The sequence below is a fragment of the Rhodoferax sp. genome (genome assembly GCF_018063565.1).
In the GTDB taxonomy this organism is placed as follows: Bacteria; Pseudomonadota; Gammaproteobacteria; order Burkholderiales; family Burkholderiaceae_C; genus Rhodoferax.
The window spans coordinates 1-21260 of the sequence record NZ_JAGPBB010000048.1 but is presented as its reverse complement, the minus strand read 5'-3'; the positions used below and the strand labels follow the sequence as shown (position 1 = coordinate 21260).

General features: G+C 55.8%; 14 protein-coding genes. 8 read left to right on the top strand and 6 right to left on the bottom strand.

The annotated features are described in order from the left end of the window. The first annotated feature begins 187 nt into the window (after positions 1 to 187). The 4 genes from dnaA to KBF66_RS12080 all read left to right on the top strand — a co-directional run bounded on the left by dnaA (position 188) and on the right by KBF66_RS12080 (position 7980). Complete coding sequence (dnaA, locus tag KBF66_RS12095) at positions 188 to 1600, top strand: chromosomal replication initiator protein DnaA (protein ID WP_296656835.1); 1413 nt, start codon at positions 188 to 190, stop codon at positions 1598 to 1600. Positions 1601 to 1700: 100 nt separating this feature from the next. Beyond that, on the top strand, positions 1701 to 2807 hold the full coding sequence (gene dnaN / locus KBF66_RS12090; RefSeq protein WP_296656833.1) for a DNA polymerase III subunit beta: 1107 nt from the start codon (positions 1701 to 1703) through the stop codon (positions 2805 to 2807). Between the two features lie 23 nt (positions 2808 to 2830). After that, positions 2831 to 7150: a DNA gyrase subunit B gene (locus KBF66_RS12085; RefSeq protein WP_296656830.1), complete on the top strand. Its 4320-nt coding sequence runs from the start codon at positions 2831 to 2833 to the stop codon at positions 7148 to 7150. 368 nt (positions 7151 to 7518) lie between these two features. After that, complete coding sequence (locus tag KBF66_RS12080; protein ID WP_296656827.1) at positions 7519 to 7980, top strand: hypothetical protein; 462 nt, start codon at positions 7519 to 7521, stop codon at positions 7978 to 7980. A 32-nt stretch (positions 7981 to 8012) separates the two neighbouring features. Here KBF66_RS12080 and KBF66_RS12075 read toward each other — a convergent pair whose 3' ends face one another. The 5 genes from KBF66_RS12075 to KBF66_RS12055 form a co-directional block, all read right to left on the bottom strand. Beyond that, positions 8013 to 9203 (bottom strand): hypothetical protein, encoded by a 1191-nt coding sequence (locus KBF66_RS12075; RefSeq protein ID WP_296656826.1) that lies wholly within the window; start codon positions 9201 to 9203, stop codon positions 8013 to 8015. 110 nt (positions 9204 to 9313) lie between these two features. Further along, complete coding sequence (locus tag KBF66_RS12070; protein ID WP_296656823.1) at positions 9314 to 10789, bottom strand: O-antigen ligase family protein; 1476 nt, start codon at positions 10787 to 10789, stop codon at positions 9314 to 9316. 180 nt (positions 10790 to 10969) lie between these two features. After that, a complete protein-coding gene (locus KBF66_RS12065) occupies positions 10970 to 12316 on the bottom strand; it encodes a HipA domain-containing protein (RefSeq protein ID WP_296656820.1) in 1347 nt (448 codons plus the stop codon). Between the two features lie 12 nt (positions 12317 to 12328). After that, positions 12329 to 12670 (bottom strand): helix-turn-helix transcriptional regulator, encoded by a 342-nt coding sequence (locus KBF66_RS12060; protein ID WP_296656818.1) that lies wholly within the window; start codon positions 12668 to 12670, stop codon positions 12329 to 12331. 1726 nt (positions 12671 to 14396) lie between these two features. Further along, positions 14397 to 15092, bottom strand: a complete 696-nt coding sequence (locus KBF66_RS12055; RefSeq protein WP_296656815.1) for a hypothetical protein — start codon at positions 15090 to 15092, stop codon at positions 14397 to 14399. A gap of 85 nt (positions 15093 to 15177) precedes the next feature. On the opposite strand from KBF66_RS12055, the gene KBF66_RS12050 reads away from it, so the two are divergent. Then, the gene (locus KBF66_RS12050; protein WP_296656813.1) at positions 15178 to 17064 is read left to right on the top strand and encodes a hypothetical protein; all 1887 of its coding nucleotides are present in this window, start codon (positions 15178 to 15180) and stop codon (positions 17062 to 17064) included. Positions 17065 to 17221: 157 nt separating this feature from the next. Next, positions 17222 to 18067 carry an ATP-dependent Clp protease proteolytic subunit gene (locus tag KBF66_RS12045; protein ID WP_296656811.1) on the top strand — a complete coding sequence of 282 codons (846 nt, stop codon included), beginning with the start codon at positions 17222 to 17224 and terminating at the stop codon, positions 18065 to 18067. Between the two features lie 562 nt (positions 18068 to 18629). On the opposite strand, the gene KBF66_RS12040 is transcribed toward KBF66_RS12045, so the two are convergent. Further along, a complete protein-coding gene (locus KBF66_RS12040) occupies positions 18630 to 18860 on the bottom strand; it encodes a helix-turn-helix transcriptional regulator (protein WP_296656809.1) in 231 nt (76 codons plus the stop codon). Between the two features lie 386 nt (positions 18861 to 19246). Here KBF66_RS12040 and KBF66_RS12035 point away from each other — a divergent pair, with 386 nt between their 5' ends. Further along, positions 19247 to 20395: a hypothetical protein gene (locus tag KBF66_RS12035; protein ID WP_296656806.1), complete on the top strand. Its 1149-nt coding sequence runs from the start codon at positions 19247 to 19249 to the stop codon at positions 20393 to 20395. Between the two features lie 262 nt (positions 20396 to 20657). Further along, positions 20658 to 21260 (top strand): hypothetical protein (locus KBF66_RS12030; protein ID WP_296656803.1); only part of this gene is annotated, 603 nt, incomplete at its 3' end.

Genomic DNA, 21260 nt, shown 5'->3' with positions numbered 1-21260 from the left:
CTTTTTTTTGTCAGGGAACCTCGTATTATCGCAAACTTTGGTCACCCGGTTTGCCGTATGGCAAACTGCACCTCTTGTAACGCAAATAATGCTGCACAGCGCCGCCGTTGCGGGTGTGGATAAGCATTTGATAAATTAGAATTTACCGCCGCCCTTTCTCCCACTGTCCACATCATCTCACCACACAATGACCGAGGGCAACCCCACCCCCAATGGCTCGCAAGAGGCGGCCATCGCACCTGACTTCTGGCAAGCCTGCATTGACCAACTGGCCCAGGAGTTACCCGAGCAGCAGTTTCAGACCTGGATAAAACCGCTGTCTGCGCAGGTATCTGACGATCTGTCGCGTGTCACGTTGTTTGTCGCCAACCGCTTCAAGCTAGACTGGATCCGTGCCCAGTACAGCGGCCGCCTGGCCCAGTTGATGGAACGCCTGACCGGACAAGCCGTTCACATTGAGTTAGCGCTTGCTCCGCGTGAGCCCGTTGCCCGCAGCCAACCCGCCTTCAGACAGGGTACAGCGCCAGCGGACGAACCAACGCCACAGGTGGCCGAGGCCAGTAAAGCGGCTGAGCCCCTGAAGAACCGCCTCAACAATGCTCTCACTTTTGAAACCCTGGTCGAGGGCAGTGCTAATCGCATGGCGCGCGCAGCGGCCATGCACGTGGCAGGCATGCCCGGCCATCTGTACAACCCGCTTTTCATCTACGGCGGTGTCGGCCTGGGCAAGACCCATTTGATGCACGCAGTCGGCAACCAGTTGATCGCCGACCGCCCCCAAGCCAAAGTTCTCTACATCCATGCGGAACAGTTTGTCACCGATGTGGTCAAAGCCTATCAGCGCAAGGCTTTTGATGAATTCAAGGAGCGCTACCACTCGCTTGATCTGCTGCTGATTGACGACGTACAGTTTTTTGCCAATAAGGAACGCACGCAGGAAGAATTCTTCAACGCCTTCGAAGCGCTGCTGGCACGCAAGTCGCATATCGTCATGACCAGCGACACCTACCCCAAGGGCTTGGCCGACATCCATGAGCGCCTGGTGTCGCGCTTTGACTCCGGGCTGACGGTGGCGATCGAGCCACCCGAGCTCGAAATGCGCGTGGCCATCCTGATCAACAAGGCGTTGGTCGAAGGCATTGAAATGCCCGAGGAAGTGGCTTTTTTTGTGGCCAAGAACGTGCGCTCCAACGTGCGTGAGCTCGAAGGTGCACTGCGCAAAATCCTCGCTTACTCACGTTTCAATCAAAAAGAGATCTCCATCATGCTGGCACGCGAAGCCTTGCGCGATCTGCTGTCGATTCAGAACCGCCAGATCTCGGTGGAAAACATCCAGAAAACCGTGGCCGACTACTACAAGATCAAGATCGCCGACATGTATTCCAAAAAGCGACCGGCCAGCATTGCCCGGCCGCGCCAGATCGCCATGTACCTGGCCAAGGAACTCACTCAAAAGAGCCTGCCCGAGATTGGCGAACTGTTTGGCGGGCGCGACCACACCACCGTGTTGCATGCCGTGCGCAAAATCGGTGCCGAGCGCCAGCAGCTCACCGAACTCAACCAGCAACTTCACGTCCTTGAACAAACCCTCAAGGGCTAGATCGCCCAAACAATGGGAAAATGCCAAGCCTGCATATGCCCACGCCGGGCCCCGCCACTGCACCCGTCACCCTGAAGACCACTGACCACAAGAGGAAGACATGATTGTTCTCAAAGACACCCAGGACAAAGTGCTGTCCGTGCTGCAAGCCGTCTCCGGCATCGTTGAGCGGCGTCATACCTTGCCGATCCTGGCCAACGTCATGATCCGCAAGACGGGTGCCAGCATCCAGCTCACCACCAGCGACCTCGAAATCCAGATCCGCACCAGCGCCGAACTCGGTGGTGACGCAGGCGACTTCACCACCACCGTCGGTGCACGCAAACTCATCGACATCCTGCGCAGCATGCCCGCGGACCAGACCGTCTCGCTGGAATCCAACGCCACCAAGCTGATCCTCAAAGGCGGCAAGAGCCGTTTCACCTTGCAAACCATGCCGGCCGAAGACTTTCCGCTGGTGCAGGAATCGGCCAATTTCGGTCCAGTGTTCTCGGTGCCGCAAAAAACCCTCAAAGCCCTGCTGGGCCAAGTGTCGTTTGCCATGGCGGTGCATGACATCCGCTATTACCTCAACGGCATCCTGTTTGTCGCCGAGGGCCAGCAGCTCAGCCTGGTGGCCACTGACGGGCACCGCCTGGCCTTTGCCAGCGCCACACTGGATGTTGAAGTGCCCAAGCAAGAGGTCATCCTGCCGCGCAAGACCGTGCTGGAAATGCAGCGCCTGCTCTCCGACGCCGATGGTGCCATCGACATGCAATTTGCCAACAACCAGGCCAAGTTCAGCTTTGGCGGCATGGAATTTGTCACCAAACTGGTCGAGGGCAAATTCCCCGACTACAACCGCGTCATCCCGCGCAACCACAAAAACAGCATCACGCTGGGCCGCACCGCGTTGCTGTCCACGCTGCAGCGCACCGCCATTCTGACCAGCGACAAGTTCAAGGGTGTGCGCCTGAACATCGACCCCGGCACGCTGCGGGTGGCCTCCAACAACGCCGAGCAGGAAGAAGCCATTGACGAACTCGACATCGACTATGCCGGTGACAGCATCGAGATCGGCTTCAACGTCACCTACCTGATTGATGCACTGTCCAACATGACCCAGGAGATGATTCGAATTGAACTCTCCGACGGCAACAGCTCGGCACTGTTGACCATCCCCGAACTCGACCACTTCAAGTATGTGGTCATGCCCATGCGTATCTGATTTACCTGACCCACGAGTGCCTCATGACCGAAGAAAACAAGCCCGCTGCGCCTACCGACAACACTGTCCACACGGGCGAGGGCACGGCTGACAGCTCCAATTTTCAGCCCACCATCGACGCCCACCAGGTGGGTGCCTCTGAAGCCTATGGTGAAGGTTCCATACAAATTCTTGAGGGTCTCGAAGCCGTGCGCAAGCGCCCGGGCATGTACATTGGCGACACCAGTGACGGCACCGGGCTGCACCATCTGGTGTTTGAGGTGGTTGACAACTCGATCGACGAGTCGCTGGCGGGGCACTGCGACGACATCCTGGTCACCATCCACCCCGACAACTCGGTGAGTGTGGTCGACAACGGCCGCGGCATCCCGACCGGCGTGAAGATGGACGACAAACACGAGCCCAAACGCAGCGCCGCCGAAATTGCCCTGACTGAATTGCACGCCGGCGGCAAGTTCAACCAGAACAGCTACAAGGTCTCGGGCGGTCTGCACGGCGTGGGCGTGAGCTGCGTCAACGCCCTGTCCAAAATGCTGCGCCTGACCGTGCGGCGCGACCACAAGGTGCATGTGCTCGAATTCAGCCGAGGCTTTGTGCAAAACCGCCTCACTGATATGGCTGACGGCGTCGAGGTGTCGCCCATGAAGGTGATCGGCGAGACCGAACGTCGCGGCACCGAAGTGCACTTTTTGCCCGACACCGACATCTTTCAACAAAACAACGAGTTCCACTACGAGGTGCTGGCCAAGCGTCTGCGCGAGCTCAGCTTTCTGAACCACGGCGTACGCATCCGCCTCAAAGACGAGCGCACCGCCAAAGAAGACGACTTTTCCGGCGCAGATGGCGTGCGCGGCTTTGTGAATTTCATCAACAAAGGCAAAACCATCCTCAACCCCAACATCTTCCACGCTCTGGGCGACCGCCAAAGCGACCAGAATACCAACATTGGCGTGGAAGTGGCCATGCAGTGGAACAGCGGCTACAACGAGCAGGTGCTGTGTTTCACCAACAACATCCCGCAGCGCGACGGCGGCACCCACCTCACTGGCCTGCGCGCGGCCATGACGCGCGTCATCAACAAGTACATCGACGACAACGAACTCGCCAAAAAGGCCAAGGTTGAAGTCAGCGGTGACGACATGCGCGAGGGCCTGACCTGCGTCCTCTCGGTCAAGGTGCCTGAGCCCAAGTTCAGCAGCCAGACCAAGGACAAGCTGGTGAGCTCCGAGGTCCGTGGTCCGGTTGAAGACATTGTGAGCAAACTGCTTTGGGACTACCTCCAGGAGCGCCCCAATGACGCCAAGATCATCGTCGGCAAAATCATCGAAGCCGCCCGCGCCCGCGAGGCCGCCCGCAAAGCACGCGACCTGACCCGGCGCAAAGGTGTGCTCGACGGCATGGGCCTGCCCGGCAAACTCGCCGACTGCCAGGAAAAAGACCCGGCGCTGTGCGAGATCTACATCGTCGAGGGCGACTCCGCCGGCGGCTCTGCCAAACAGGGGCGCGACCGCAAATTCCAGGCCATCCTGCCCTTGCGCGGCAAAATCCTGAACGTCGAAAAAGCCCGTTACGAAAAGTTGCTCACCAGCAACGAGATTCTCACGCTCATCACCGCTTTGGGCACCGGCATCGGAAAGGCGGGTGGCAGCACCGGCAACGACGACTTTGACGTCGCCAAGTTGCGCTACCACCGCATCATCATCATGAGTGTGGACGGCGATGACCATGTGTTTGTTCGCGACGATGCGAATGGCACACGCATGGTGCGTATTGGTGCCTACATCGACGCAGCCCTGCAGCAACACGGTGTAACTGAAGACGCGCACGGTGTCGCCAAAGTCAAAGATACGGCGCTGGGCGATGTCCTGTGCTTCGGTCTCCAGAGTCACGAGGTCGGCTTCAAACCCATCAAGGCAGTGATCCGCCATCCGCTGGACGAAACCCTGTACTGCGTTCGTACCAGTTACGGAAGAAGTGTGCGCGTCACCTCGAGTCACAGCGTCTTTGTGCACGAAGGCGATGAAGTCAAGCTCAAGCGCGGTGACGAGCTACGCGTGGGCGACAGCGTTGTGGCACCGCGTACGATGCGCCTGCCTGAACAGGCTCCTGCCCAACTTGACCTGATTGAGCGCCTTTGGGGCGTGCCCGATGCTGCCCGGCAAATCTGGCTGCGCGGTCCTGCCGTACAGGACTGGTGTCGTGCCCGTGTGATGACCCGCCACGGCGAACATGCCGCCCTGACCAGTCCGCGCGTGGACATCCCCAGCGACGTGCGCAATGAGCTTGCATCGCAGCGGCGCGCCAGCGGCCTGAGCAACACAAAACTATGCGAAGCGGTTGGCATTCGTCAGCCTGTCACTTTCTACGCATGGGAGCGCGGCGCCTCTCGCCCAACCGTACAGAACTTCACCGACTACCTCAACGCTGTCGGCGCCAATCAGGATGAGTATCTGCAAAGGGTGAACGTTGGCAGCAGCCAGCTACAGGAACTCTGGGCCCGCTCATCGCGCCCTTCTGGACGTAATCTGGTGCGCGATCGGGTGCGCCTGAGCGAGCTTGACGCCGACGATCTGGCCTGGTTTGCACATCGCACCGACCTCACACTGACCCCGGAACACTATGCCAGCCATGGGCTAACTCGCCATGTCCCAGTTGATACTCCATTGCTGACCCTGCTGGGCTTCTACCTCGCTGAAGGCTCATGTTCTGCGCGCAATGGTGTGCGTCTGTCCATTGGCAAAGGCAATCAGGGATTTGCTGGCGAAATGACCCGCCATTTCGGCCAGGTGTTCGGACACTGCGCCATCCTGTATGAGCAAGGTGGTCGCTCCGCCGAGCTCAAGATGGTCAATCGTGTTGCGGCACTGGCATGGCAGCATTTGTTTGGCTTCGAGGGCGCTGTCTCAAGCACCAAGCGCATCCCGGACCTGATCTTCAACGTCAGCGAACACTTACGGCTGGCCTTTTTGCGGGGTTACCTGATTGGTGACGGCACTGTCAGTCAACGGCTGATTTCCTTCACCACCGCGTCGTACGACCTGGCCAGCGGCCTGATGTACCTGTTAAGCTCACTTGGCGTGGTGGCCTCCCTGTCTCAGCATCAGCCTGACGGTGTGCAGCGCAGCGTGCGTGGCAAACCTTGTGTTACCCGCCAACCCTACTGGACCATCAGTGTCAGCTCCAAAGATGATTTACGCCGACTAGAACCCGTTTGGCGCGACCATCACCGGGCACCCGCGCTGCGTACCACGCTTGAGAGCACGGCGAGCAACGAGAAAAATCGTCGTTTCAAAAATCTGGACGGTGACCTCATGGCACTGCCCATTACGTCGATCGAGCCTGTATCTGCCAGCAATGGCAATGTGTACGACTTTTCAGTCGAGGGTGATGAGAACTTTGTGGCCGGTATGGGCGGTCTTTGTTGCCACAACACTGATGCCGACGTGGACGGTGCGCACATCCGCACGCTGCTGCTCACTTTTTTCTACCGCCAGATGCCCGAGCTGGTGGAGCGCGGCCACATCTACATTGCCCAGCCGCCGCTCTACAAGGTCAAGGCCGGCAAAGAAGAGCTGTACCTGCAAGGCCCCAGCGACCTCGACAACTTCCTGCTGCGCATCGCGCTGATCCATGCCTCGGTGTTCACCGGCGGTGACAACGCCACCACGCTAAACGGAGACACTTTGGCCGAACTGGCGCGCAAGCACCAGATCGCGCAAGCGGTCATTGCCCGCCTGGGGAATTTTATGGATGTCTCGGCCCTGCGCGCCATTGCCGATGGCGTGCCGTTGAACCTTGACACGGTAACGGATGCCGAAATCTCCGCCGCTGCCTTGCAAGCCTTTTTGCCCGATGCCGAAGTGGCGGGTGAATTTGACGTGCGCACCGACAAGCCCATCCTGCGCATCAGCCGCCGCCTGCACGGCAACATCAAGAGCAGCGTGCTGACGCAAGACTTTGCCCATGGTGCCGACTACGCCGCTCTGGCCGAGGCAGCCAAAACCTTCAAGGGTCTGCTGGGCGAAGGTGCCAAGGTGATGCGTGGTGAAGGTGAGCGCCAAAAAGAGCAAAAAGTGGCTGATTTCCGCGAAGCCATGGCTTGGCTCACTTCGGAGGCCGAGCGCACCAGCTCACGCCAGCGCTACAAAGGGCTGGGCGAAATGAACCCCGAGCAGCTCTGGGAAACCACCATGGATCCCACCGTGCGCACGCTGCTGCGGGTGCAGATCGACGACGCCATCGAAGCCGACAAAGTCTTCACCATGCTGATGGGCGACGAGGTCGAGCCCCGACGCGAATTCATCGAGACCAACGCACTGCAAGCCGGAAACATCGACATATGATGTTTTTGTAGGCAAGAGCTCCAACGCCCGTGCTCGCCAACCCAAGCTAGCCGGCGCACGGGAGTGAGTTCGGTAAGCTTGTGCCCGGCCAAGCCGAGCCCATTGTTCATCAAGCGCAAGCCAAACCCATCGGGGACCGAATCAGAGCAAAACGGGAGCATCCCGTCAAAAGAATCGATGCGGCCTTGATGGATGCGTTGGGAGAGAGGCATCATCAACGGAGAAACCTGCCGGAAAGCGCCCTGCAAGTGAATTGCCCCATTTTGAAACTTGCATGATTGAGGAGAAAAAGGGATGCTGTCCGTTTTATCTGATGGACGTGGCAAAGCGTTTAGCTGAAAATCCGTCAATTTTCTATGGGGGACTTTATGAAATCAATTTCCAAAAAGCTGGCCGGCATTGGCTTGACGCTGTCCATGGCCGCTTCAGCGATGGCTGCAGGACCGTATGACGGCATTTATCAGTCTGTATCAAGTCCCAGTACTTATGCCTCGGTTCATCAAAATGGGGCAAGCCTGATCGTGGCCTTGTTCACGATCAGCGGTGTCACTGGAGTTTCCGTAGTTGGCACTTTTGGCAAAGTCACCAATGCCAATCTGGACACTTGGGTTTTGTATCAGGGCGCGATGATCGGTACCCATGCCGCGTTGACAGGCGAAAGTACTTTTCATGCCTGTTCGCCCAGTATCGACTTTGATATTGATTCGAGCGGCAACGCGCTCATTACGGTGACCGCCCTGGCCAGAACTGCGCTGGGCGCCGCTCAGAATGTGGTGTGTGATGCAGAAACCCGCATTGGCGATACGCTCAAATTCAATCGGGCGTTCTAGAAAAAAGGGTAGCGTCCCCTTTTACCTTTTATTCAGCGTCGGGCACCGACGCGGCGGTCGTTTTGGTTGCGGCGCTCTTGCTCACGATAGCTGGCGCGGGCTGCAACACGGCGCTCATGGGTCAGGCGGCGGCCATTGGCACCACGGTCTTCGTTGCGCCGGCACTCAAAGCCAGCCCACTCTCTGAAGCTTTTGATTTTTTTCATGATCTTCCAGGCGTGGTGCATGGACATGTAATAGGTCAGCCCCATGGCCATGAAGGTGACAAAGGTGATCCAGTCAGGCACCTTGAGGTAGATGCTGGCAATGCCGACCAGAATGCACACCAGGTGTGAGGCCAGAATGATCAAAACGGTGCGAGATGCACCAAAGCCAGCCAACAACAGAATGTGATGCAAATGCTCGCGGTCGGCCGCAAAAGGCGAGTGGCCACGCAGCATGCGCCGGGTCATGATGGTGACGGTGTCAAGCAGTGGCACGGCAAACAGCCACAACGCCGATACCGGGGTGATGGCGGCGCCTTCGCCTTGCGACAGCTTGATCAGGTACCAGACAATGGCAAAGCCAATAAAAATAGCGCCACCGTCGCCTAAAAAGATGGCGGCGCGCTTGCGGCCAAAGAAACGGGAGTTGAACACCAGAAAGCCGACCAGGGTGGCAACGATGCTGGTGAGTTGCAGCGCCACTGCAAGGTGATCAGGGTAGGCCATGAAGGCCAGGGCGGCAAAGGTCAACGCCGACAGGCCACCGGCCAGACCGTCTACGCCATCGGTGAGGTTGATGGCGTTGATGGCGCCCACCATGCCGACCAAGGACACGGGTACGGCCAGTAGCACGAGCGAGCCGCCGATTCCGGGCAGCAGCGACCCAAGGTTGTCGATGCGAACGCCGCAGTAGACGATGGCGGCCAGACAGCACACCACCTCAACGAGCAGGCGCTTGGAAGCAGAGACCTCCCAGCGGTCGTCCACCAGGCCAACCAGCAGCAACGGTAAACCCAGGGCAATCAACCAGGTTCCGTCTTGTGCTTGCCAGAACGGGAACGCCAGCCAGAGCGCCACCAGGGTCAGGTAGATGGCCAAGCCGCCAACCAGCGGGACGACACCAGTGTGGCGCTTGCGAATGCAGGGTGCGTCAACCAGCCCGCACTGCACCGCGAGTGGCATTAGCGCAAAGATAATGAAGACCGACAGCAGAAACGCCGCCGCCATGGATGCGAACATCTTTTTCCTCCCTGAAACCGTATCTGTCAGACCAACCCAACCATCGGTCAGACTAAATCAAGTATTTTTTGTTATTCGAGCAAAGACTATTGTAGTTAGCTGAGCAAGGATCAGGCCAGATTGGCTGCTTTTGAGTGGGCCGTGCGTGGTTTTTCTGCACTGGAGGGCAGCGTCCGTGCTGACCAGGCCATGGCCAAAACGACAACGATGGTCAGCGCGTTGGCTGGAACCTGGAGGTTGAAGTCAACGGTGCTGTGAATCAGCAGGGCCGTCACCGCCATGGTCGCGCCAAAGGCAATGCCCCAGGGTAGTGGTGATCGGCGGCTGGCCAAGGTGCGCAGGGCCACCCCCAATGTCAGCGCCACCAGCAGGCCCAAAATGCCCAGTCCGGTCAGCCCGAAGTCAGTGGCGATTTCGACAAAGTCGTTGTGGGTGTGGTCGACAAAGCTGTATTCGTATTGTGGGCTGCGGTAACTTAAAAAAATGTTGTAAAAACTGCCGCCTCCGGTGCCCACAAGCGGGTAATCGCGCACGATGGCCAGTGCCGTGCGGGCAGCCTCGGAGCGGGCTTCGATAGATTCTGAGGCACCGCCGTCTGCAATGCGGACTTCAGTGCCTTGAATGCGGTCGACCACTTTTTCCAAACCCACCCAGGTGCCGATGACCAGCACGTCGATGATGACCAGGCTGGCAATGAGTACGATGGTTTGCGGTGCAGTTTTGCGGGCCAGCACAATGGCCATCGCACCCACAATGAGCATGGCGGCAAAGAACGCCGAGTTGCCCATGCGAGAGCGGGTGAGCACCAGGCCAATGACCATGATGATGAGCAGCAGGCGCAGGCGCATTTTGGGGCTGAGCACAAATTCAAGCGCTGCCAGGAGCCGCGTACGCCAGCCATGGTGGCGCACGGGTCTGCCACTCAGGCGCGCAAGCATGAGGCCAATGCCGATGGACAGCGTCATGCACAGGTACCCGGCGAGGTGGTTGCGGTTGACAAAGCTGCCGATGGCGTCGTGATGGGACAGGTGGACGAAAAATATCTGGTAATCCGCCTTGATGGACAACAGCACCACCGCCAGCACGGCTTGGGCAACACCGCTCCAGACCAGTGTTTGTGCCAGGATGTCAAGCCGGCTGGCCTGGCGCACGGTTAGCGCAGCGAGCAAAAATGCGCCAAAGTAAACGAAAGACAGGCTGGCCATGACACGCGATTGGTACACATCGATCGACAGGGTCATGGCGTCGGCACCTGCCTGCGCGGCGGCTGCCTGCGGCGACAAGGCGGCAACCCAGTTTGGCGGCAGGGGCAGGGTTTGCAGCCAGGACAGGCTGACCATGCAGGCCAACAGCACCAGCGGCCATTTGAACAGGCTCAGGCGTTGCCAGGCCAGCACCGGGTAGCGCCACCACGCCAGCAGCGCACCCAGCAGCAGCACGCTGACGATGAGCAGAAGCAGGCCAATGGCCCAAAAGCGGTTGCTACCCAGCGGCAGTGGCGCCCAAACCAGCAGCGCCAGCAGTCCGTAAAAGACCCAGCGGTCAGCAACGCCTTGGGCGGGATCGGTGGCTGGCCAGTGGGGCATGAAGTTCAGGATCCCGGAATGATTGCACTTAAGGCTGGAGAGGGTCAATGGAGCGGACAGATTATTACCGCAAGCGTGCCATTGGAAAATTCCTGCGCGTGAACTGACGGCACTGAGATCCCCATGACCCGGACTTTGATCGCACGCATCAGCGCAAAGCGCGTGTGCAATGCGGTGGTTCTAGGGCAACAGCCTGCGTAGCTCGGGCGTTGACACGTCGTCTATATGTCGGAATGCGGGAGCAATCTTGGTGATTTCCGCAGCCGATACCCCGAATTGTTCAAAGTAGAACCTCCATTTTATCACCGGCCTCCAGACTTCGGCCATCAGCTGCGCGGCTTGGGACCGTGTGAGGTTGAACTTGGCGTGCGTAGCGAGGGCGTTGTCCAGCGTAGCCAGTCGCCCTTGCGGGCCAACGCCCAGATGCAGAAAGCGCTCGGTGGCATGGCTTGCGCGGGGCAATACGTAGTACAACGGGCTCAGGCGCCATCCGCGTAGTTTGGGGTCCCACAGGAAACCGTGATTTCGAAGTTTGTCATCGTCGTTGCTGACGAAGATGTTATAGATCAAGCGCTTGTAAAGCTCTGCATTGTCCGCGCGGATGAAATCTATATGGCAATGGTCGCGTACCGCTTGAGCGAGGTCGGTGTAAGCCTTGGTGCGAGATTCGGTTTCGTCACAAGCCAGCATGGTCAGGCCGCTGACGAAACCCAGACGTTGCTCGACCCGCATGTCGCCCGGCTGCGTGAGAAACAGGTCATTAACGGCAGCTGGTTCAGCTGTCGGTGTGAGCCAGTAGCGGTCAAAGCGTCTAATGAGCATGACCTTGCGACGGCCGAGCGTAAAGGTGTGGAGTGCGGGAACGTGCAAGCCTGCTTTTGCGGCTAACCTCAGCGCGGCGCATTCAACGCCGGGGACATCGAAGCTGTCCTTGCGACTGGAAAACTTGGCTAGCCACAGCACGCCGCGCTCATCTCGTACCGATGCCGTGGGCCTTGCGCCACCAAGTACGGTCCCTGCCATAAAGATGGCTTCTAGGTTCGCCGGTACAGGTTGCCCTTCTTCGAAGTGGTCGGCAACCTCCATGAGGTGCGCGAGGTCGTGTGGGTAATTCGGACCTTGACTTGGGCCGTCGTGGATGCTGGCGCGGATGTCGAGAGCACCAACGCGGTCACTGCCGGCGTGCAGCAGGTACTGGGATTCCGGCAGGCTATTGGCCGGCACCTTGAGTCTAGCTTCAATGATGCGGCGTCCCCAGGAGTCTGGAGCAGCGTCACGAATGCCGCCGAAGAGTGGCAATTGTTTGGCCGGTAGCAGTCGCTTGCCCAGCACATCTTCGCCGGCGCGCAGGCTTAGGCTCACTGGGTCGACTTCCAGTGCGTCTGGTCGAAGTGCATAGCGCGTGCCGTAGGCGAAGCTTGAGGCTTGCACCACGTTGCCTTCTTCGGTCATCAGCAATTGCCCGCAGGGTTTCCACTCCTGGCCAAGGTGGGCGAAGACCATCAGTTTTGACTCTTTAGCGGCCATAACGGTGCTTTGTCAAAAGTCGAGTTCTTCTCGTTCAGCCACCGTCAGATCACGAACTCGTTTGGTTTTTTCGCGTGCGTCAAGCACCCGCAAGGCAGGGTCCTTTTCGGTCAACAGGTCCAGCAGGGTACTGCTGGGCGAGATGGCTTCGAGATAACGCAATACTTGCCCCAACGCGAGTCCGGGGTCTCCCTTTTCAAGGCGATACACCGTGTTGCGGGATAGTCCGGCTCGCAATGCGGCGTCCGACTGTTTGACTTTTCGGGCCAGGCGCAATCGGGCGAGTAGCTGCCCCAGGTGAACACACGCCTCGAGTTGACAAGGCGAGAGGATGGCGGACTGGCGGACTTTCATGAATTTAAAAACGAGGATTATATCATTTATCTACGATTTACCGATCATTAAACAGGCAACAAAAAAGCAAACATGTTTCTAAAAACGAGCTTAGTATATTTAATACTCGATTTAAGATGCAATCGTGGGATTGTATCAGTCGATTCGTCGAGTGGGAGGAAGACTCAAATAAATCTTTGCAGATTCCTTATCAGATCACACCAGGAAACACAGCAGGTGACCGACTGGTGTAAGAGGTCATTCTGGCGTCGTGACCGGTCGTTCTGGTCAGAAGCTCAAATCGGTCACCATCGACCATAACGGTTGGCCAAGATGAATCCGAATCACCGATCACGGCCTTCCACAATATCCATTGAGGTCTCAATGTCGGTCACGCAGACCATTGCGTGCAGATCTTTCACCCTTACAAGTCTACTACCCACTCAAAAGAGCTATTGGCTTTTGGTTGGCAATATTGTGGTAGCAACTCTATTCAGGACATGCGATCATGGCAGTTGAGATAATCGGTTAAAAGTGCTCTTGGTTATTTAAGATAATGCCATGAAAGCGGGCATCTTATTGTTGTGTCAAATTTCATGTTAATCAATAGTTAATTAACTTTATCTGACTTAAAGATATATATAATTATTATATATTAAATATAAATTAATAGCATATATAATATATCATATAATGTAAATTATATAAAATTAATAATTTATACGTATAGTCGAAGGGAAAGACAATGTTCCGTTGCGTGCCCAGGAAAGTGGTGTCTTTGGTGCTGCAGCAAGATGGGATCTTTTTGAGTCTTCATTCCGGGTTATGTAACTTTCATTCCAGGTAATAAGGAATTTTGTTCCAGTTATGTAACTTTCATTCCGGGTAATAAGGAACCCGTTTGTAACTTTATTACATCAAGGGGTCTGACGAGGCTTTTTGCCTCGTTTTTAATGAACACAAACTGCACCAGTTTGGTGCAGTTTGTGTTCATTCCGGTATTTGCGATACTTTTTACCGGACCCTTTTTTTCATTCCGGTATTTGCAACATTTTTTACCGGACCCCCCTCGTTCATTCCGGGTAATAAGCACATAGAGGGTTAATTCGAGTCGTTCGTCCGATTTTTTGGGACGCTTGCCGCGATTGATGCAAGACCGGGACCTGAGATGCCTGGTCAGGCGTTCACGGGTTCATGGCATTGAAGTTTTGAACGCTCAGCCTGCTTGTGCGAACTGAGTGTGCAACCATGTCCGAGTCATTGGTCGACCCTGCGCCTGGTCTGTCGACGCCAGTCTGGCTCATTTGTGAGTTTTGTAAGTTAATGCGACAGGCAAGCGCCTCAGAATATTTCGTCGAGTCGGTAATGCATTCCAGATAATATCGATGTTAATCAATAGTCATTAAATGATTAATATCATTTATTAGCTGGAGTATTGTATATAAATATAGATTGTTCCTGACACTCTGCCTGACGCGTCTGTTGACGGGGAGCTGCTGCCGTTGTTCTGACATCGGTCAAGCTGTGTACGTTTCAGGGTCGAGGTCGGATCGACTGGCGACATGGCCAGAGTTCATCGCCGCGCACCTTTTGGATCAGGGAGCCATGCCGTCAGAACTTTTGTTGAGTGGCTATCCAGCCTGTTTTGACGGCAGGGTTTGAGCGAGTCCAGCTTGCTTCGGACAGAGTTGCGGTCCCAAGGATGCCGCGTTTGCATCCTCAAGAAGTTAACCCTTGATCCAATAGATCAATAGAACCTGCCGCCCGATTGCATCGCCTCTTCACTCACCACGCGGGCCGCGCCAAGTGCTTTGATCACACCCTCGAGGTCCAATGACATGCCATCGAGCAACACATCGACCTCTTGAGCATCATGCACGTCGGTTGCGCTGTGCACAAATGCTGCCCTCTTGCACGCGGCAATCTGGGTCACCAGATTGTCCAGCGCGGCAATTGCACCAGCCTGCGCTTTGAGCAAGCGCTCCTGTTCGGTCCTGAGATCGACAATGCGCTCACTGAGCAACTCACCGTCGGGAACCTCAAGATGCCTGAATGGCCCGGGCTTGGTGATGCAGCCAAGTTTTTCATCCTGGCCGATCCAACCCAGGTCTTTGGCCTTTTGCGCAATCTGAGACAACCGATCAGGCAACAAGGCAGCACGGCTCTTTGATTGGGGCGAGTTCAGGTAGCGGCCCAAATACCTGCCGGAACACGCCCCGGTCTCATCTCTGCCAATGCCCAGTTTGGACTCGATTTCACGGTGAGACGTGTCGGGCGCGCCAGCCTTGATCGCCTTCATCAGTTCACGCGTCTGGGACACACAGTCCTGATAGAACTTCGCGTTGGCGGGGCGACCCATGCGCGCCTTGCCAGCCTGACTGGGCCTGCGGGATTTGGTGAAGTTGGTGGTGGTTTTGGCGGTGTTGGTGGTTCTACTTTTCATGATCCTGGCCCTTAAAGTTGTGATTGGCTCCCAAGCGCAGCGGCGTTGTACTACAGGCTTGGAGAAACCAAAGGAGCCCAAAATCATGTCAGAAGCTGCAGAAAACGCCAAACTTTTGTGTCACGCGCCGGCAACAAAAACGCCGCTGTCCCCTAAAAAAGACAAATCCAGGCGCGCCGACCCCCAGGCTGAAGCGGCGGCGGCCCGACTGCGTGAGTCCGGCTTGATCGTCAACATGTATGACGAAAGTGGCCCAATGCAGGGTGCAAGCAGGCAAAGGTCAGACCCGTTGGCGGCGGTTTTCTCGCTGCCTCTGAGCGTGAATCTGGTTGAGCGGCTCATGCGCTTTCCCATGATGTCCATCACACCCCGGGGAACAGTGACCTCGCGTTCGGTCAAATACGCCTTGGCGTGCCAGCACGATCTGACGATCTGGCATGAGCACAACGACGCCCATGGCGCACTCAATGAGTTTGTGCTGCACAGCAGCAACGCCAAAGAGGAGTTCAGCTTCTTTGTCCTGTGGGCTTTGAGCCGGGTGTTGCCCGAGTTGTACAAAAAACTCATTGGCAACACCTTTGGTGTATGCACACCGCAGCGCGCTGCGACGCAAGAAGTGCTGCCCAGACCGATCGCCTACGATGCACTTGAGCCTGACTTTGAGTTTCGTGATGGGCAGGTGCTCGCACGCGAAAGCATTCACCCAAGTGCCCTGGTGCATACCTTCATCTCCGGCGCAACCGGTGTTGGCAAAACCTATGGCGGCGTCAAGCCTTTGCTGCAGAGTTTTTTGCATTATCAAAACGCACAAGCCCAGTCCATGGGCATGCTGGTCATTGATCCGAAGTCCGAACTGCTTCAGGTCTGTGTCGACGAACTGGCCAAACGCGGCCAATCGCAGCGGCTGTTTCGACTCGGTGACGGACACAAACTGAGTTTTTTCAAGGAAGGCGATGACGCAGGACTGCAGGAGCGTTACCGCACCTTGGCCAAGGTGGTGGACATCCGATGTGCGGGAGATGCTGCCATCTGGCAGGAAAAAGGCCACCGGCTCAATATCAATATGCTGACCAGTGATCGCAGTTTCGAGCGCCAATGCGGCGTATTGCTGTGGGGCGTGGTGCGCTCGCTACTCGAAGGATTCGATTGCACGCAACACTCGCAGTGGGCCAACCTGCTGGCCGTCTACAAACTGGCGGCCAATAGTCGGGTCGATCTGGAGCGGGTGTACGCCATCTCGCATGTGCTGCTCAAACTTTGTCCGCAACAGCATGCATCGCCTCTGGGGAGCTACATCAGCGACAACGAAATGCACGTGCAGCTCAACTACCGGATCAGCAATGCCGAAAAAATGTGCTCGGATCTGAGTGCACCAGAAATCACCAACGTGATCTGCACCGACCTGTACCCGAGAAGCACACCCGAGCACTGCAGCATCGAGGATTTGCTTGAGGGTGCCAAGGTGATTGTGCTGCAGCCGCGGGCCAACTATTTTGGCGACATGACGGGTCGGTTGGTGAAGTCACGGTTTTTTGCCGATGTGCTGATGCGCCGCAACATGCTGCGCCCGCTGGCTTATGTGGCCGATGAATTTCAGCGCTTCATCACCTCCGACCGCGACACCGGTGAGCAGTCCTTTCTGGATCGATGCCGCGCCTACAGAGTCAACTGTGTTCTGTCCACGCAGTCGCTCGCCTCGCTGGAGCATGCCTTGCTGCAAAGTGGTGAAACCTCACCCCAACTGGCAGTCGACATCATCGTGGCCAACTCGCCCACCAAGATGATCTTTCGCTCGCTTGACGGCTTCACCCAGGCCGCACTGCGGCAGTGGATCCCGCCCGCAAGTGTTGGCAGGCCCCACGTTGCGGATGTGCGACCGGTGGCCCAACTGCCCATCGGACTGGCCTACTTCATGTGTGATGGCCAATGGGGCATGTACCGCTACACCAGGAAATCAGCCAACGGCGAATGACAACATATTGATGGCCACAAGTTAACAACCACAAGTTAACGAGCACAGGTGGCCAGAGCAGAAACGGCCGGGGCAAAGAGGTTGACCGACAAGACCCAAGAAGAAAAGGATCCGGTCAACCTCAAACCTCATCACAACACATAGAAGGATCCCGATCATGCAACGCATCCAAGTCTCCATGAATGAGCAGTCTCTGTCGATCGTGTTGACAGGTCCGATCGACGCCGAGTCCGTCCAGGATCTTGGGCATGAGATCGAACTGGGCTTTGAGTACTACAAGTTCAATGAAATCACCTTGAAGCTCAACAGTCCCGGGGGTGATTTCAACGCCATGCGCTCGCTGATGGAGCAAATCAAGTGCTATAGGCGCAAGAACTTGCCCATCCACGTGCACGCCGGGCAAATGTGTGCCAGTGCTGCGGCGTTGGTGCTGGCCAACGCCCACTGGGGCACGCGAAGCGTGCAGATGGACACACAACTTCTGTTTCACTGGTCCAGGACGAGCATGGCATCCGGTATGGTGCTCACAGGGGAGTTGGCAGCGCATTTAGCCAGAAATCTGAGCGCGCACGATCAGGTGATCATGTCGCAGTTGGTGCACAGTTTGTGCGCCGGTGCAGGCGGTGGTTCTGCATTGGTCCATCTGCTCGAGGCACGACTGCATGTGCTGCTGAAGAATTGGCCACAGCAAGAAGCGGCCATGCATTTTGATTCGAAGGAGAATTCAGTCAAGAAACTTGCCTGGGTCAGGGATTTGCAACGCAGCCTGATGCGCTGGAAGGCACAGCCCGATCCGGTAAAAAAAGTATCCGCACTGACCCAATACCTCCAGGACCGCTTTGAGCGCGACTCGATGATGGATTTGCGCCAGGCGTACTGTCTGTGTCTTATCGACAAAATCAATGGACTCTTTCCAATCCAAGGCACCACGCCGGCCAGTGATGTCGAGCACGACAGTGATGATGCTGGGGAGCGGGTTGTTGAGCGCCTGGTTGCGCAGTAGTCAATCGTTATTCCATCGTGATCATTTTTGCGAATCACGAATCGACCAGACCAGATCAGGACGGATCTTGGCCTGGTCTGGTCTGGTTCGGCCTTTGACCATCAAGCCACTCTCTCTATATATATGAGCTGCATGACCTGTCTATAGGACAAGTCAATGGAAAGGCCACCGAGATGAGCCAAAGAACACTGGTCGGTATCGGCATTGAGCAATCGATCCTGACTGTGCACATCGCGCAGACGGCCGAAATCTCTTGCCCGAAGACTTGAATGTTGTTTCAAAGTCACATCTGAAACTCACTTGAACAGGCACCGTTGTCGCATCGGACCACCGGTGATGAATCAACTTGAAGTAATGAGGCGAAAGACACGGTCAGTGTCATGTACCGGGACACAGGGCAGGGTAAACAGCCCCATAGCAAGTCTGCCTGCATCAGATAACACCAACATCAGTATCTGTCTGCAGTTAATTAATGTATCAATATTGAGAAAGAGAAATTTGCTCAATGGCCAGAAAAATGTACCCAAACCGAAGAACTGATACCAATTAATGAAGGTTAGTGTCAGGATTTAGCAACAGAAATGGGCGAATCATTGTCGATGAACTCAAATAAATCCCCCACACCTACACCGAAATATTTGCACAAGCAATCCATTGCTTCGATATCGATTCGGTTGGCTGTCTCCTGGTACAGCAGCGTGATGGTGTTGCGATGCAAGCCAGTATCGCGTGCAACATCGCTAATTTTTAGCTTGCGCTCCCCCATAAAGCGGGAAAGATGACACTTGATCAAGTCACACTCCAAATAATTATTTAACTATAAATATCAAAATTGCATCCTAAACGACAAATCAATGATACAATTTCGTTGTGGATGACAAAAAGATGCTTAAGAAGGCTTTTTGTCACGTCAATTGTGACATCAAACGCTCGGCTGACAAACCTTGATGCCAGATGTTGGTTGCTACTGCAACTCTAGCAATTGTCGACACATTTTTTATTAACCCAACGGAGAGCATTATGAAATTGAAAGAGGTCAGACAAGGCGGCCCATAAGGCCGATGGTCGGTTGGCTTGGATCCAATAGTACAAGTCCAATCGTGGAGAGCGTATCGAATGCAAGTCAAGTTGTTATTTTATTTAATTAATTGGTTATTTTATTTTTTAGGAGTATTTTTCATGTGTATCGTCAGCAAACCCAGCGTATCTTCGTCCACTGCCAAGACTGTTCAATCCACCAGCCCATTTGGTAATCCCAGTTCAATGCCAATCGGAACAAAGTGCGTCCGATCTGTCCAAATTGCTGACCCGGGTTCCAGAGTCCTCAACTCGTGTTTCACGAATCCATATCAGCCTCAGGGAAAGTACCTGGACTATCAGGATGAGGCGTATTGCCTCAATAAGCTGGTCTTGAAAGCTACCTATTACGACCGGGCGCTGACCGCATCCCTTTACGTGTTGCAAAAACCGGTCAATGGCATCACCATTGCCAATCGAAGACTCTCGGGAACTGAGATTTGGGATGAAACAAGGATTGCTTTCGGGGATCTTGTAGATGCTCTGGGAGAGGAGATTTTTCCTGAATCTCAGCGTGACACGTTTCTGCAGTATCTTTCCAAACACGTTCGTGATCCTGAATCACCTCTGAACAGCGAAGGCCAGAGAAAGGGGTATTACATTGACGAGAGAAAGGTCAGCACGCCTCAAGGGTTTGATGCGCTGATTGACAATCCAGGCGGAGCACCTCAGATCATCGTGGATGGTTCGAGCCCAAGGACTCGGGTGGCTCGAGAGGCCGCCTTGTATTCCGTGCTGGTATCAATGCTGCTGGCCGGCGGCTATCAGGCCGCCGATATCTCCAACAGTAAATTGGGCGGGAAATGGGGCAATCCTGATGTTGCCGGCATTCGTACCATTGAGGGCTTTACTGGCATCTTTGTGGAGACCGCGACGGTTGAATTGAAGTTGAGCTCCAATGACTGGCAACGCCAGATCTTTGAGGCGGTTTCACATCGGCGATTTGCCAATCGGTCCTACTTTGCGTATGCCGAAAGAAGATCCCGGGAGTTTGTCTGGCCGCCTGAAATGAGAACCTACGCAGAGGTGTTCAAAATCGGAATTTTGAAGCTCATTCTGGAGGATCAGGACTATGACAATCTGATCAACGGCGATCAGATCAAACCTCTATCGTCCTCGGATGTGGAGATAGTGGAAATCTTTCCGGCACCCTACACCATACCACCGCCACAGGAACAGCTTCAGTTTTGCCAAAACCTTGGCATTTACAGCCTCAAGAATGCGCACTCCTGGGGCAAGGCGGCACATTGAGGTGTGCGCCCACCAACCGGTGTCGGATAAATCGGCACTGGGGGGTAGGGGGGGTATCGGCAATAGTGGGGATGGGCGAAGAAGGTGTCCACGCCAACAATGGGTGGACACCCGTGCTGCAAAGTCGCCGGGCTTGCAGCGCTGCGCTGTCTGCGCAGTCACTCAGGGGTGTCACCGGCCTCAACCACCCACATTCTTCATGCACATCTGGCTCCTGTATTGATGCGCCAACGCAAGGTGGGGTGAAGCCTCTTCACTCCAAATGTCCGACCTTTTTGGCGGGCAAACCATCATCAACTTCAAACTTATCAAGGACTGCCATGCAGGACGAATCAAGGCGGGCAATGACAACATGACTACACCACAGCAACTGGCACATCGCTTTGCCTACATGTTCGAGGGCAAGCATCTGGGACTCTCGATTGCCCGAGGGTGGATGCCTTTGTTTGAGTGCCTGTGTGTGCAAATTGACGCCATCCTGGGCCATGACAAGCTGGGATTTCACTGGCTCCAGATCAAGGAGAAGTTTGGCAGCGGACGTTTCTACTGGAGCGCAAGCCCGCATGGGGATGCGAACCCGTATGCGCCGGTTTGGGTCGACATCCTTGGAGCCCAGGGTGTTCTTGGCCTGCAGGCACAGACTGTGCAGCCAAAATGTCCAGTGAACGAGCGGCTCGATCGGATCGGCCAATTGATTTCTGAGCTCTCACAAACAACCAGCGAAATCTGCATCGCTTGTGGCAAGCCTGCGGCCAAGCCGACCGTGCGCCATGGCTACTGCCTGGTGCTGTGTGCCGAACATGCCGCCTTGTGGAATCAAGGCGCGGACCTGGCACCGCTGATCTGGTTTGATCCGACCGAGGAT